Annotated in this window: 13 protein-coding genes; 6 read left to right on the top strand and 7 right to left on the bottom strand. The window is 41.4% G+C overall.

The annotated features are described in order from the left end of the window. Positions 1 to 191 precede the first annotated feature (191 nt). Positions 192 to 1286: an L-dopachrome tautomerase-related protein gene (locus LEP1GSC192_RS03615; RefSeq protein ID WP_020768569.1), complete on the bottom strand. Its 1095-nt coding sequence runs from the start codon at positions 1284 to 1286 to the stop codon at positions 192 to 194. A gap of 435 nt (positions 1287 to 1721) precedes the next feature. On the opposite strand from LEP1GSC192_RS03615, the gene LEP1GSC192_RS03620 reads away from it, so the two are divergent. Beyond that, positions 1722 to 2975 (top strand): MFS transporter, encoded by a 1254-nt coding sequence (locus tag LEP1GSC192_RS03620; RefSeq protein WP_020768641.1) that lies wholly within the window; start codon positions 1722 to 1724, stop codon positions 2973 to 2975. Between the two features lie 124 nt (positions 2976 to 3099). Here LEP1GSC192_RS03620 and LEP1GSC192_RS03625 read toward each other — a convergent pair whose 3' ends face one another. Next, complete coding sequence (locus tag LEP1GSC192_RS03625; RefSeq protein WP_020768564.1) at positions 3100 to 4371, bottom strand: NADH:flavin oxidoreductase/NADH oxidase family protein; 1272 nt, start codon at positions 4369 to 4371, stop codon at positions 3100 to 3102. 133 nt (positions 4372 to 4504) lie between these two features. Here LEP1GSC192_RS03625 and LEP1GSC192_RS03630 point away from each other — a divergent pair, with 133 nt between their 5' ends. Next, entirely contained in the window at positions 4505 to 5137 is a 633-nt protein-coding gene (locus LEP1GSC192_RS03630) for a TetR/AcrR family transcriptional regulator (RefSeq protein ID WP_020768654.1), read from the top strand. Positions 5138 to 5169: 32 nt separating this feature from the next. On the opposite strand, the gene LEP1GSC192_RS20125 is transcribed toward LEP1GSC192_RS03630, so the two are convergent. The 4 genes from LEP1GSC192_RS20125 to LEP1GSC192_RS03640 form a co-directional block, all read right to left on the bottom strand. After that, on the bottom strand, positions 5170 to 5292 hold the full coding sequence (locus LEP1GSC192_RS20125) for a hypothetical protein (RefSeq protein ID WP_255349068.1): 123 nt from the start codon (positions 5290 to 5292) through the stop codon (positions 5170 to 5172). Positions 5293 to 5389: 97 nt separating this feature from the next. Continuing rightward, positions 5390 to 5536, bottom strand: coding sequence for a hypothetical protein (locus LEP1GSC192_RS19770; RefSeq protein ID WP_020768645.1), 147 nt, complete (start codon positions 5534 to 5536; stop codon positions 5390 to 5392). A 41-nt stretch (positions 5537 to 5577) separates the two neighbouring features. After that, positions 5578 to 6816 carry a hypothetical protein gene (locus tag LEP1GSC192_RS03635; RefSeq protein ID WP_020768555.1) on the bottom strand — a complete coding sequence of 413 codons (1239 nt, stop codon included), beginning with the start codon at positions 6814 to 6816 and terminating at the stop codon, positions 5578 to 5580. Between the two features lie 109 nt (positions 6817 to 6925). Continuing rightward, on the bottom strand, positions 6926 to 7366 hold the full coding sequence (locus tag LEP1GSC192_RS03640) for a hypothetical protein (protein WP_020768643.1): 441 nt from the start codon (positions 7364 to 7366) through the stop codon (positions 6926 to 6928). A 110-nt stretch (positions 7367 to 7476) separates the two neighbouring features. Between LEP1GSC192_RS03640 and LEP1GSC192_RS03645 the strand changes: the two genes are divergently transcribed. Next, the gene (locus LEP1GSC192_RS03645; RefSeq protein WP_306819313.1) at positions 7477 to 8139 is read left to right on the top strand and encodes a flagellar assembly protein FlaA; all 663 of its coding nucleotides are present in this window, start codon (positions 7477 to 7479) and stop codon (positions 8137 to 8139) included. A gap of 42 nt (positions 8140 to 8181) precedes the next feature. Here LEP1GSC192_RS03645 and LEP1GSC192_RS03650 read toward each other — a convergent pair whose 3' ends face one another. After that, a complete protein-coding gene (locus LEP1GSC192_RS03650) occupies positions 8182 to 9207 on the bottom strand; it encodes an NAD(P)-dependent oxidoreductase (RefSeq protein WP_020768619.1) in 1026 nt (341 codons plus the stop codon). Between the two features lie 112 nt (positions 9208 to 9319). On the opposite strand from LEP1GSC192_RS03650, the gene LEP1GSC192_RS03655 reads away from it, so the two are divergent. From LEP1GSC192_RS03655 to LEP1GSC192_RS03665, 3 genes are read left to right on the top strand one after another with little or no spacing between them, the layout of a single operon-like run. Continuing rightward, a complete protein-coding gene (locus tag LEP1GSC192_RS03655) occupies positions 9320 to 10381 on the top strand; it encodes a lipase secretion chaperone (RefSeq protein ID WP_020768637.1) in 1062 nt (353 codons plus the stop codon). Next, a complete protein-coding gene (locus tag LEP1GSC192_RS03660) occupies positions 10378 to 12147 on the top strand; it encodes an apolipoprotein N-acyltransferase (RefSeq protein WP_020768533.1) in 1770 nt (589 codons plus the stop codon). The genes LEP1GSC192_RS03655 and LEP1GSC192_RS03660 overlap by 4 nt, the downstream gene beginning before the upstream one ends. A gap of 15 nt (positions 12148 to 12162) precedes the next feature. Then, positions 12163 to 12933 (top strand): ribonuclease H-like domain-containing protein, encoded by a 771-nt coding sequence (locus LEP1GSC192_RS03665; RefSeq protein WP_036088933.1) that lies wholly within the window; start codon positions 12163 to 12165, stop codon positions 12931 to 12933. The last annotated feature ends 61 nt before the right edge of the window (positions 12934 to 12994 follow it).

The following is a 12994-nucleotide window of genomic DNA, read 5'->3' on the forward strand; positions in this document are numbered from 1 at the left end:
TGTTTTCTAGAATAAGGAGGCGGTTATATGCGATTGTCCTTTCGTGTCAACAGAATCGCGTCAGACGACCGCGACAGCGATGCGCAGGACTTTAGTCCGGGCTTTGCCCGGATGAGCGCGAATGCGCGAATCCGAAGCAGCGCGATCTCTCGCGAAGCGAGAGAGTCGCCCTAACTCATCCAATAAAGAAATTATCTACCTATGATCCCTTCCGCTTCCGGTTTGAATCTATAGATATAGTAAGGTCCTCTACTTAAGATCGTACTATCTAATTGTAAAAAGACTTCGTTTAATGCACTACAAGTTAGATACATATATCCGTCCGGGGCATAGCTGAATCCATCGGGCCAACGAAAACTTGGATCCTTAAATAATGTGGTAATCTTCTTATCCGGATCAATCAGGTTCACCGCAGAATGCTCCGCATCGGTCACATAAATATTCCCACCTGTATCGATACTGATACCGTCGCTCATTGTTTTTAAAGAATATTCTTCTACCTGCGCCGCCAATTGGGCTGCGGTTAGCGTAGAATCCCGTAAAACGGTGGTTTTAGCACGGTATAGTTCTCCAGAAGTGAAAGGAGCGAAATATAACCATTCTCTATTTTGGTCCAATGCTATGGAGTCCGCATTGAATATAATAGAAACCCCCGCCACTTGAAAGGGAGCTCCGTTCACAACAATCTCGTTTCTTTCCCCTACTACGGAAACATGGTCTTTTAGAAGCCTTCTTGCTTTTTTGGTTGCGATATCATAAACCACTAAACCAGGATCGGGGATCAAAGGACTTGTATCCGTAATAAAGATAGTCTCAGTTACCGTATCGATCTGCATATCATTGAGCAAAGAATCCTTAGGTGCGATCGAAACGGGGAATTCATACTCGTGGATCGTAGCTCCGGTTTCTATATCGAATGCGTAAACTTTCGGTCTTGTTAATCCTAAATTGCCGTAATCCAGGGTCCAGAGCCGATTCTTATCATCCACTCTCACCGATAGGACAGTGTTAAAATTTTTCTGGAAGTTCTGGTTCGGGAAAGGAAGAACCTGACCGTTCTTTAACTCCGCTACTTTGATCGGGGGAGATCCTTGAGGAAAGAAGGAGAAGAAGATCCTTCCGGAAGCGGAAGCGCTAATATTGCCGGGAGGACGATCCAATTGGATCACTTTTTCCAGGGAAGTATTCGGATATTTCGGTAACGTTGTCCTATCTTCTAAATTTCCTGTTTCACATTTTATAATGGTGGAAACCAATACAAAGACCAAAGCCCATTTTTTTAACATAAATTTTCTCCACTACCTCATATCATAAGGCAAAAAAGAAAACGGTCGTCCGCATTGTTTAAGTCGAACGTCCGAATTTAAGAAGTCGGTCCTTCTTTTAAAATCGAAACTTACAACTTTCTTATTTCTTAAAGTACTATCTCACACATACAACCTGTAGTGATGTAAAAAAGAACGGAATTATAGGACCGAATTACCTCGCACTTATATGCGTCTTACATTTCACGAAATCACTTATTCGCATAATATTTAAGTCGTTATAATTAGGAATGAAAATAGCGGGTACTTCTTATTCCAAAATTATAATTTGCTTGGAACTAGAACATACACCTCTTATACTGTCATTGTTACTTCCGAGCAAATATTGATGATTCCCTCGGACCTAAGTGATGCGAATTATTATCTTTCACTATTTAAATAAAAACGGGGCTTTCTATGCGTGAAAACCAGGTAAAAGTATACGGCTACAGATGGGTGATTCTTGGTCTATACGCGTTAATTACTGCGATTATCCAGATCCAATGGCTGACTTTTGCGCCGATTGCCAGAGAGGCTAAAGTATTTTACGATGTATCAAGCCTTCAGATAGATCTTCTCTCCCTAATATTCATGGGAGTATTCGTGTTAATGGCAATCCCCGCTTCTTATATCATAGATACTTACGGAATTCGGATCGGAGTAGGAGTGGGCGCGGCCCTTACCGGAATTTTCTCCTTAAGCAAAGGAGTATATGCAGATAATTTCAGCATAGTCATCGCATCTCAGATCGGTTTAGCGATTGCACAACCCTTCATATTAAACGCGGTCACAAAAGTAAGCGTACAATGGTTCCCGATTACGGAAAGAGCAACTGCAGTAGCGATCGGAACCTTGGCGCAATTTGTAGGTATTATTTTAGTAATGGCAATCACTCCTAGAATGTTGGGAGAAATAAATCCGAATCCTCAGGAGATACCAGGTATACTTTTAAATTACGGAATGATAGCTTTGGTAGGGGCGATATTGTTTTTAGCATTTTTCAAGGAGAAGCCTCCTACGGCTCCGGATAGGGCAAATCTGCAGGATTCCAAATTTAAAGTATTCGAAGGTTTAAAACATATCTTAAGCCAAAAAGATATGAGAAAATCCCTTCTCCTATTCCTGATCGGTTTAGGAATATTTAATGCAGTCAGCACTTGTATAGATCAGATCTGCGAAACAAAACAACTGAACATGACTCAGTCGGGAGAAATAGCCGGAATGATGCTTATGTCCGGAATTATCGCAGGCATTTTTGTTCCGTTAATTTCCGATAAAGTAGGCAAAAGGCAGCCCTTCCTTGTGATCTCTATGGCCGGATTTTTACCCGGAATGATATTATTTTCCTTAGCCAATGATTACACCTTAGTGTTAACCGGAGCATTTTTAATCGGATTTTTTTTACTTGGGATCGGAGCGCCGATCGGATTCCAATACTGTGCGGAGATCACTTCTCCCGCTCCTGAATCTTCTTCGCAAGGGCTTTTACTCTGGATCGGTCAGATTTCAGGGATCTTCTTTATTTTAGGGCTGAACTTTTTAGGAATCGATCTATTCTTAAAAATATTCATAGGTCTTGGTGTGTTGAACCTAGCTTTGTCTTTTTTATTAAAAGAATCTCCTTTGATGTTAGGAGCAAAAATACAAGAGAATTCTCTCTCCAGAAAATAAACAAAAAAAGGTCCGTCGGAATTTCTCCGACGGACAGTTTAAGGTTTGCTATTCAATGGATCAAGTCGTCATTTAGATACGATCCGCTTTAAAGAATTTCGTTCCAAAAATTTTCGATAGTCAGCTACGCAGGCTTCAAGAGTCTACGAAGCAGTCTTTTATAATTTTTAGCGTTACGTCTTCCTCTAATCTGATCGGCGATCATATTCCAAATCAAAGAACCAGGAAGCCTAGGTTCTTTTCCTTCTCCCATCCTTCTGAACTGAAGACGGATCGCGGACATCTTAGAAAGTGAATTTAATGCAGGATTGGAAAGTTTCGGTATTTCAACGGAAACATTTTCTATTTTCCCGGAAAGTAATCCTTTTACGAACGTAGGATGAAATGCAAAAGGTGCTGCGATCCCTACTAGGTCCGCTTCTTTTGAAAGCACAGCTTCTTCCATTATCGATCTGCTTCTGAAACCACCTGTAACTAATAGCGGGGTCTTAGTGATCTCTTTCGCTTTTTTGGCAAATTCCAAGAAGTACGCTTCTCTTTTGTTTGTGCCTGTTCCTTGCATTGCAGGCGACTCATAATTCCCTCCGGAAATTTCCAGAAGATCCAAACCGATCGGCTCCAGCATTCTGATAACTTGGATGGAGTCTTCTTCCTGAAAACCCCCTCCTTGGAAGTCTGCGGAATTCAGTTTAACTCCGATTCCGAAATCGGATCGAACCGAAGATTTGATACCTTTTAATACTTCCAAAAGGAATCTGGCCCGATTCTCCAAAGAGCCGCCCCATTCATCTTTTCTAATATTACTGATAGGAGAAAGGAACTGATTCAATAAATATCCGTGAGCCGAATGGACTTCTACTCCGTTAAATCCCGCTTTTTCGGCTAGGACAGCGGCATCTACGAACTTTTGGATGAGGATTTCGATCTCTTCTCCTCTTAAAGCTCTGGGTACACCGAAAACTTTAGAGAACATTCTTCCCGGTATATGTACTTTTACGGGAGAAGGAGCGACGGGTGTTTCCGTAATAAAACCGAATGTTTGTCTGCCGGGATGATTGATCTGCATCCAAATTTTGGAGCCGCCGGATTGTCCGATCTCCGCCCATCGTTTGATAGCAGAAAGATCCATATCCTTTCTTAAGATCACGTTCCCCGGACCGGTAAGCCCATTCACGTCCACCATTACGTTTCCGGTAAGAAGAAGGCCCGCGCCCGATTGGGACCATCTTTCATAAAGTTTGAATAATTTTGGGCTAGGTAGAAATTCCTTATCCGAAAGACCTTCTTCCATAGAAGCCTTTACAATTCTGTTTTTGAGTATTTGGCCATTGGGAAGTTTCAGTTCGGAGGATATTCCTTCCTTAGATAATGCCTGGATCATAAAATTCTCACTCAAGTTATTTCCTACCATTCGGTATTTATTGGACGGACCCGGTCAATTAAAATTCCTACCGGTTGGTATTTATTTTTAGGAAATTTGGAGAATTCGTTTGACGAGCGAAGGAAAAATACGGAAACAGAGGGCAGGAATGAAACTGAGCAAAGCAAAACCTGGCTGGAAAAAAATGCCGGAGGAAGTCCGAAAGGAATCCATCCTTCAGGCGGCTATGCACTGTTTCTTTAGTAAGGGTTTCGAAAGGACCTCCGTTCAGGATATTGCGGATGCGGCAGGATTGACCAAAGGTGGGATCTATTTCCATTTCGAGAGCAAAGAGGAGATCAGAGACACTCTGATCCAAAATTTTCTATCTTGGGAAAGATTCGGGTTCGAAGATCCGGAAGTAATGGCCCTCCCTCCCCACCTCAGGCTGGTGGAATACTTAGAAAGACTCGCGAATCGTTTGGCGGTAGAAGGGAATTGTAGTCCGCGTTTATTTGCGGAAGCCACCGCTTGCGGAGCGATGGAAAAAGAAATATTAAGTTTTTATGATTCTTTGGAAAAACTTTTCGCTAAGACAATTAGGGAATCACAGGAAATCGGCAAGATCCGAGTCGATCTTTCTCCCGAACTTTCTGCCAGGACATTACTTGCTCTTTTTGACGGACTACAGATCCAATCCGATATTTCCAATAAGAGGGCTCTGCAAACCGTAGGTAGAGAAATCCTGAAAGTATTCTTTAAGTCTATGTTATTTCTTCCTCAGGAAAACTGCGAAATTTAAGGTTCGTTTTGAATCGAGGTCTTTCGAAAGGTTCAAACCTTGATCGGAAGATAAATGCTGACAAGTAAGAATGCTAAAGAGATCAAGATAGCCATCAGCGGTCTGATGATCCGATAGAATTTCCAAAGTCTTAATCTGAATTTTTGATTCTTCATCTCTATTTATTAGATAACAAATGAAGAATGCAGGACGGTCAATTTTCGGATTTTTTTTAGAGTCCCTCAAGTAAGGGATCTATACTCAAGGATTAGATTATTTTAATTCTTTATAGTCCGCTGTGCGGGCTTCAAGAGCCTGGACCTTTTGGGACAGGCTCTTATGTCTTTTTTTGATCCAGAGTCCGTAGATGATCCCGACGATAAATCCGGATACGATCACTATGATTAGAATTGGGTCCATACACTTCCCAGATTTATTTTGGATCTAGGTTTTGCAAGAGCTTACTTGGATTTGCTTGTGACAGAAGTAATTTGAAGAGTGATACCTGAAACTTGCAAGTATGTCCAATCCGAACTTAGAGTCGGTGAAATTCCAGCAGTCCCGATGGAACCTGAGTCTCCAACCACCACGAGCCTATTTAGTTTTGAGCTATAAGTCGCAGACATCCATTCCTCAAAAGGACTAGTAGTTCCACAGGCACCCAATGTGTTAATCGAAGTCCAAGAACTTCCTTGGTTAGAGGAATAGGCCCATTTGCAAGATTTTCCAAAAGTGTAAATATTTCCTGATTCGTCGCTTGCGAATCCGTTCGGCCTGCTATTTGTTCCAAAACCTGTTGCGACAGAAGCAGGCCATGTACCGCTCGGATTCATTTTGGAACTCACAGATACGGAATCGGCTGCTCTAGTCCCCACCAAATAGAGATTATTTGAGCGGGATCTGAAAAACTGAAATGTAGTCATCTCATAAGGAGAAGCTGTCGGAGGATTCCATACCATCGACTCTACGGAACTTCCTCCCGGAGGAAATGATTCCAAAGCGTTGATGGAGGCGGCGGGATTATATCTTAAAATAGCTGTATAGGATCCCACTTCCATGGAACAATACAATGTATTATTATAAATTGCAGGTATACAAGAAGCGTCAACAGACCCGTAATCTACTCCTGCGATAGTTTCAAGTACAGTCCACGAAACTCCGTCCGAACTTTGGATCGTGTATAATTTTTCGCCGGAAGAGTACACAAATTTAGAACCTACCGCGATGAATTTATTCACTCCGCCTACGGAACCATAAGTGATGAAGCGTAGTGGAAGATTTCCTTGAGCTGGGTATGTAACCGAATTCGGACAAGGAATCCGAGACCATGTTACCGCATCAGGACTGGTCCAAAGTCCGCAGTTATTTGTTCTGGATGTAAAATCACCACTAAGCGTTCCTACTGCCACAAACAATCCATTGCCATAAGCAATCGAATATAAGTTCCCTCCAGAACAATCCGGAAAAACAGAGGACCCCGTATTCACAGCCCAAGTAACTCCGTCAATACTAGTCCATAAAGAGCAAGCTAAACCGACAGCCGCAAACTCAACGCCGTTATCAGGCGGTTGGAGTTGGTTGGATAATGTCAGGTCCAAGGAAAGGCCCACTAAGGACTGAGAAGCGTCTATATTCACTTCCTTTGCTTGGTTGCAATATAAGATCTGTAAGATACTGAGTAAGAGAACGAACCTTTTCATGTCTTGGGCCTTTTACTTAATAACAAATTGCCTAGAGATCTTTCCCTTCTTTTTTTGGGATATGGATCGTTCGATTATGTCGAATTTTTTAGGCTTTGTGTCAGATAGTTTAGGGTTCCAACTTATAATCAGGCTCGAGAATGCGAGGACAATGGCTGAATATTGTCCCTAAATAATGCCTTGCTAAGGAATGAAATAGCCATTCTCCCGCTGTATTTTGTACCTCTGCTGAGCCCACCTCTGAAAAACCTTTTTTCTGAAAAAGAGAATCGAGGCTCCAATCTTCTTCCCCAGGAATGACCTGCACTTTTAACATAGCATAGAAGGAACCTGAATCAGGATCGAATCTAAATACTAGAGATCTACCACCCAACGGATTTCGAATGGAAAAGGTCGCCCAATTTGCCTTGGGCCCGGATCCTACCGACTTTAAATCGTATAATTCGTACTGTAAATCTTTCTCATCTCCGAAAAATTCATGAAAAGCGGAACGGAATGCCTCTCCGAATTCTAATTGGGTCGGGAAATAAGAATCTTCCGAAGGATCCATAGAACTGATTCTTAGAAAGACGGAAACACCATCAAGTTTTTAGAGAAATAGATCCCAGGAAAAAAAAGGAGATAGTAGTTATTTTTGAAGATCTGACCGAAATAAAAAACATGAGCCGGAAAAAGATCCAAACTCATTTTTTGCGATTTTTTTCCCTGTTTATATGGACCGGAATTTTTATCTTATCCGGCTCGATCTTATCCAAGGATCTTTCCGGAATTTATAAAGAATCCGTGGTCCAAGATTTCGAAACAGAGATCTTCGGAGAAGATAACGTAAAAGCAAAACTAGGTCCTGATTTTAGTCCGGAAGTAAGGATCTCAACCGTGTTTAGGACTCCCGAAAGGGAATCCGAAAAATCTTTGTATGTGGAACTCAGCGCGGAAAAAAACCAATCTTTCCAGATCTTATTCAAGAAGCCATGGTCTTCTCAAGAATTCGTAAAAGAGTTCAAGTTCCATGTGTATGCAAACGACGGCGGAGGTTCTCTTTTTATTTTAGTCAGGGATTCCAGTTTGGATCAGAAAAAGATCCTGCTTACACACTTTAATTTTTCAGGTTGGAAGGTCCTTACTTTGGACATCACACGTAAAGTAAGGCAAGATGATCTTGTTACTCATAAAAATTCGGAGCTTGTATTTTTAGGATTTTTATACGAGGCTCCCTTTGAAAGAAAAAGAGGAACACGAGAAGTTTTCGTGATAGATGATATTTTAGCTAAGACAAGACCTAAATACCTTTTGTTCCCCGGCGAAAAAGCTTTGGTAAAATAATAGATCCCCCTCCGAAGCCCGCGGGTTAAATTTTAGAATTATCTAATATAGATCCGCAAGTCCCAAATCTTTTCTAGCCGGGTAAGAATTTCTTCTTCTTTCAAAATACTCCCAGTCCTGATTTTTCCAGGATTCTCTCAAATTCCGGTCCTCTTCTTTTAAAAAAGTTTCCGTAGAGATCGGTTGATTCGGTTGTAAAAATTCGGAAAGTGGGGGAAGAGGATTCTCTTTATATAAAATACATAATTTCTCCGCAAGCCTATATGTCCCGAGTAATCTTCCCAGTTGGCTATACCCTGCGATATGAGGAGTAAAGATCGAATTTTCCAAATCCGCCATTTGTTCCGCAATTTTTCCTTTAGGAGGCTCCGGAGAAAACACATCCATCACTTTGTATAGGTCTTTTCTGTCCAAAATAGTTTGGAAAGTTTCCTCGGACCAGACTTCTCCTCTACTCGTGTTTAGAAGAAGTGTACCTTCTTTCAATTTGGAAACTTTATCTTTATCCAGCAAGTTCACAGTTGGATAAGGACCATCGAAAGTAAGAGGAACATGAAGACTAACTATTTGGCATTTTAATATCTCATCTATAGGTTGGGAACGATCCTTTATGAATGGATCGTTATAGATATGGGGGACTCTCTTTTCTTCTAAAATTTTTGCGAACTTCTTCCCTGTATTTCCGAAGCCGATGATACCCACATTTTTCTTTCTCAATTTTTCTTCCGAAAAAAAATGAAGCAGTGAGACCCAACAATATTCCGCAACGGAACCCGCGTTACTTCCCGGAGAATTGATGAAAACACGGGATTCTTTTTTCAGATCCGAAAAATTCACATGGTCCGTTCCGGAACTCACTGTCGCAAAAATTTTGACACTAGGGAACTTGAGGCAAGTTTCTCGATTTACCTTGAGCCTAGTGTTTGCGATCAAAATTGTAGGTTTAAATATTTCGATCTCTTCCGGAGATTTGGCAGGATACGATCTTATATCTAAGTTCCGGAAATAGGAGAAAATTTCCGAAGCACCAACGGTTCCTTCCGGATAAAAAAGAATAGGAAGAGACATGAAGGAATCATTTAAAAAAGGACCTGAATCGCCAATTTATTTTCCGTAAAAACTCTTGCCTTCTCGCACCCGATCAATAGCTTCAATGCTTTCCAACCGGTAAATATTTCAAATGTTAGAACGTTTAAAAGAAATCCCCCCCAAAATCTGGCTTTTTGCCTCTGGTTTTTTATTCCTTATCGTATTGATCGTATTCCTTCTCTGGGAACCCGGTTCAGTGGGTAGAGACTTCGGCTTTGACGGAGACGATTCTCCAGGTTTTACTGTGACCCAAAACGAGAACGGAGAATGGATCATCAATCCGGAGATCATGGCGACCTCTCGCGAATTGTATAAGGACGGAGAATGGTTAAGTTATGATGAGATCTTAAAATACGCCGCGAATGGAGAATTAGATCTGGTATCTTCTCTTTGGGAATTGAGAAGAAAATGTCCTACAGATTATACTCCTGAACAATGTAATGAAATAGTAAAAGCGTTTATCTTGGAACAATATCCGGGAGCGGATGGAGAAAGACTTGTCGGTTTGTTCAGAAAGTATCTTTCCTATGAGATCGTCTTAAGAGAGTTCGAGCAGCCTAGGGGAAAAAGCCAGGAAGAAATTTACGAAATCATAAAGAAAAAAAGAAGAGAGATCTTTTCCGACCAGGATGCAAAATTGATCTTCGGATTGGAAGAAGCGGAAAAGGATTTCCAATTCGGATATGACCAATTTTTAAACGAGGTCAAAAATCTTCCGGGAGACAAAAAACTTGCGAGATACGAAGAATATCGTAAGAGCGTTTACGGAAATTATTATAATACAATCAACAAAAGAGAGCCTAAGTTCAATAAATACGAAACCGAACTTTATTTTAAAGAAGCTGACCTCAACAAATTATCCGCCGCGGAAAAAGATCCTCAAGTGCGTGCAATTCGGGAAAAATATTTCGGAAAGGACGGAGCAGATCGGATTGAAAAAGTCCTAAAAGAAATTGAAACGGAAAAGAAGAAGGAAGAGCAAACCGCTCAAGAAGAACAAGCCTGGATAAAATCTCATCCAACAGCGAGACCGGAAGAGAAGGAAAAGGCCCTGAACGAGATCAGAGTTAAGATCCTAGGCCAAGAAGAAGCAGAGGCTTACGCGAGAAGAAAAGCCTTGGAAGAAGACCAACGACGATTGCAAGGTAAATGATCCGGTTTTCCAGAAATCCGATCCGCCCCTTTTTGTGCCTGATCGGGATTGCGTCCGGAATTCTTTTCGGAATGGAGCCCTTCGAGTTTTTTCCCGCAGGAGGGCTCTCGGCGTTCTGCACCTATATTCTATTTTTGGAATTAAGAAAATGGGAACTTAAGTCGGCGATCTTCTGGCTTTTGGGTCTTTCCCAGATCATTAATTTGATCGTATTTTATTGGATCCCATCCTCTATTTCCGCAATTTCGGGAGCGGGTGCTATAGTTTCTTGGACATTGTTTTTAGTGTATGGGATTTTCTCCCATTGCAAACTGATCGTTTTTTATTTGGGATGGAATTTTAGTTTATTCTTATATAATAAACACATTAACTCCCCGGACAAGACTACACTATTCGGCTGGGCGATTTTTCCTGTTTGGGGAGTTTTATCCGATCTCGCAATTCCTCAACTGTTTCCTTGGTACTGGGGAAATTTAGCGGAAGGAAATCTATCTTTTTCCCAAATCGCATCTTGGACAGGTGTATTCGGAGTGGGATTTTTTCTACTTTTAGGAAGTTCATCCTTAACATTGTTTAGGAACAATTCTTTAAAACAGTACGGGATCGTAGGCATTATCATTTTTGGAATTGTTTGGACCTTGGGAAGTTTTCGACTCTATTCCGCTCCGGATTATAGTGTTCCGAATTCCACTCCTGCGATCGAGAACGATGTCCTAAAACTTTCGGGAGTCTTAATACAACCGAATACATCGCCGGGCAAAAGGGAACTGGCCGAAAATCCTGAATTCGTAGGACAGACAATCAGCACTAGCCTAGAGTTAGGCCTTCGCTCTTCTTTGGGAACCTCCCCTCCTCCCGATCTTTTATTTTTGCCGGAGTCCGCAGTCCCGTTTCATGGAACCATACCGAACGAAAATTCGGTACAAGGAGTATATTCGTCCACATTCCATGGGGCCCTAATGTATCTAACGTACAAAACCGGCGCCGATATTTTATACAATGAGCTGAATCGATTCCCGGAAGGTTTAAAAAACCAGGTCACACTTCTTTCGTCTTCCAATGGAGAAGTGATCCGTTATGACAAACGAAGATTACTCGCTTTCGGGGAATATATTCCTTTCGAATCGACGTTTCCATTTTTAAGAAAGCTGTTTAAGGAAACATCCTTTTATATCACAGGAGGAGATCCTAGACCATTGATCGGAAATCGCTCCTTAAAAAGAGAAAGAGTTCCCTCCTTTCCAACGGAAGAAGAAACTCCTTTGATCCAAAATCCCGATCATTTCCGTCCAATTTTAACAGGCTCCGGCAAAGTGGAGAAAGTTTCCTACCAGATCCTACCTTTGATCTGTTACGAAGCGATGTTTTCTTATCTTGTCAGAGACTCCCTAAAATTCGCATCCAAGGATACATTTACGTTTTTTGTAAATCCGACTAATGATTCCTGGTTCTCTTCCGAGGTGGAAGCTTGGCAACATGGAGGAGCTGTCCGATTTAGAGCGATAGAATTCGGACTTACTCTGGTGCGTCCAGCGGTCACAGGAATTTCATTCGCAGTGGATCCGTATGGCAGAAGTTTAAACCATCCGACCAGATACGGAGAAAAGGATACAAGGTCCTTTTTACTTCCCGCAACAAAATTGAAAGAAGGTGGAAATACCTTCTATTCGGAATGGGGAAATCTTCCATTTTATCTATATACTATTTTATTATTCACGTTATTCTTCTTTGTCGGAAAGAAGGTATCTTTCAAAATTAGCGGTTAACTTCCAGGGGGATCATTGTTAGAACACACATTCTGCCATCTCCCCGGAATCGACGTGATCGAAGAAGGAAAACTCTGGGACCAAGGAATTCTTTATTGGGAACAATTCAGAGAAATACTTAAAGAAAAAGTAAAGTCCCCTTCAGACATGCATTCCAGATTACTTTTGGACTCTCTGGATTTTTCCAGAAAGGAAATGGACAGAAAGAACTGGGATTACTTTTTCTTTGCCCTACCCAACCAACAAAAATGGAGATTATTCCCGATTATTCGAGATAATCTTCTCTACTTGGACATTGAAACCTCCGGATTAGGCAGTGGGGATTTTGTTACCGTTGTGGGGACCTACGACGGTAACAATTTCAAAACATATTTACGAGGAAGGAATATGGATGATTTTCCGGAAGAACTTTCTTCGTCCCAAGTTTTTGTGACTTATAACGGAGCTGCATTCGATGTCCCTTTTTTAGAAAAAGAATTCGGAAGAAAATTTAGGAACCGCCATTTGGATATAATGTACATCCTTCGCAGCCTCGGGATCAAAGGTGGTCTGAAAGGATGTGAAAAAGCTTTAGGGATCAAAAGAGATCTTCCTTACGAAGTAAACGGTGCGGATGCAGTACGATTATGGTGGCAGTATGTTCAGTACGACGACCAAGACGCGTTAGATCTTCTTTTGAAATACAATAGAGAAGATGTGATCAATCTGGAACTTTTGTTTATCAAGGCTTACAACTTGAAGATCAAAGAAACACGCTTTTTCGGAGAAGTGATCCCCGAGGTTTGAGACACAAAGGCTAAGAGAGACATAGAGATGGTTCACACAGAGGCACTAAGACACGTAGTAT

Origin of the sequence: Leptospira sp. B5-022 (assembly GCF_000347035.1) — a bacterium.
GTDB classification, from domain to species: domain Bacteria; phylum Spirochaetota; class Leptospiria; order Leptospirales; family Leptospiraceae; genus Leptospira_B; species Leptospira_B cinconiae.

What these genes read in the sequence shown, in the direction of transcription:
- LEP1GSC192_RS19770 (WP_020768645.1), bottom strand. Translation starts at nt 5,536, where the DNA reads ATGGACCCAATTCTAATCATAGTGATCGTATCCGGATTTATCGTCGGG.
- LEP1GSC192_RS03655 (WP_020768637.1), top strand. Translation starts at nt 9,320, where the DNA reads ATGTTAGAACGTTTAAAAGAAATCCCCCCCAAAATCTGGCTTTTTGCC.
- LEP1GSC192_RS20125 (WP_255349068.1), bottom strand. Translation starts at nt 5,292, where the DNA reads ATGAAGAATCAAAAATTCAGATTAAGACTTTGGAAATTCTATCGGATC.
- LEP1GSC192_RS03660 (WP_020768533.1), top strand. Translation starts at nt 10,378, where the DNA reads ATGATCCGGTTTTCCAGAAATCCGATCCGCCCCTTTTTGTGCCTGATC.
- LEP1GSC192_RS03635 (WP_020768555.1), bottom strand. Translation starts at nt 6,816, where the DNA reads ATGAAAAGGTTCGTTCTCTTACTCAGTATCTTACAGATCTTATATTGC.
- LEP1GSC192_RS03620 (WP_020768641.1), top strand. Translation starts at nt 1,722, where the DNA reads ATGCGTGAAAACCAGGTAAAAGTATACGGCTACAGATGGGTGATTCTT.
- LEP1GSC192_RS03615 (WP_020768569.1), bottom strand. Translation starts at nt 1,286, where the DNA reads ATGTTAAAAAAATGGGCTTTGGTCTTTGTATTGGTTTCCACCATTATA.
- LEP1GSC192_RS03640 (WP_020768643.1), bottom strand. Translation starts at nt 7,366, where the DNA reads ATGGATCCTTCGGAAGATTCTTATTTCCCGACCCAATTAGAATTCGGA.
- LEP1GSC192_RS03645 (WP_306819313.1), top strand. Translation starts at nt 7,477, where the DNA reads ATGAGCCGGAAAAAGATCCAAACTCATTTTTTGCGATTTTTTTCCCTG.
- LEP1GSC192_RS03630 (WP_020768654.1), top strand. Translation starts at nt 4,505, where the DNA reads ATGAAACTGAGCAAAGCAAAACCTGGCTGGAAAAAAATGCCGGAGGAA.
- LEP1GSC192_RS03650 (WP_020768619.1), bottom strand. Translation starts at nt 9,207, where the DNA reads ATGTCTCTTCCTATTCTTTTTTATCCGGAAGGAACCGTTGGTGCTTCG.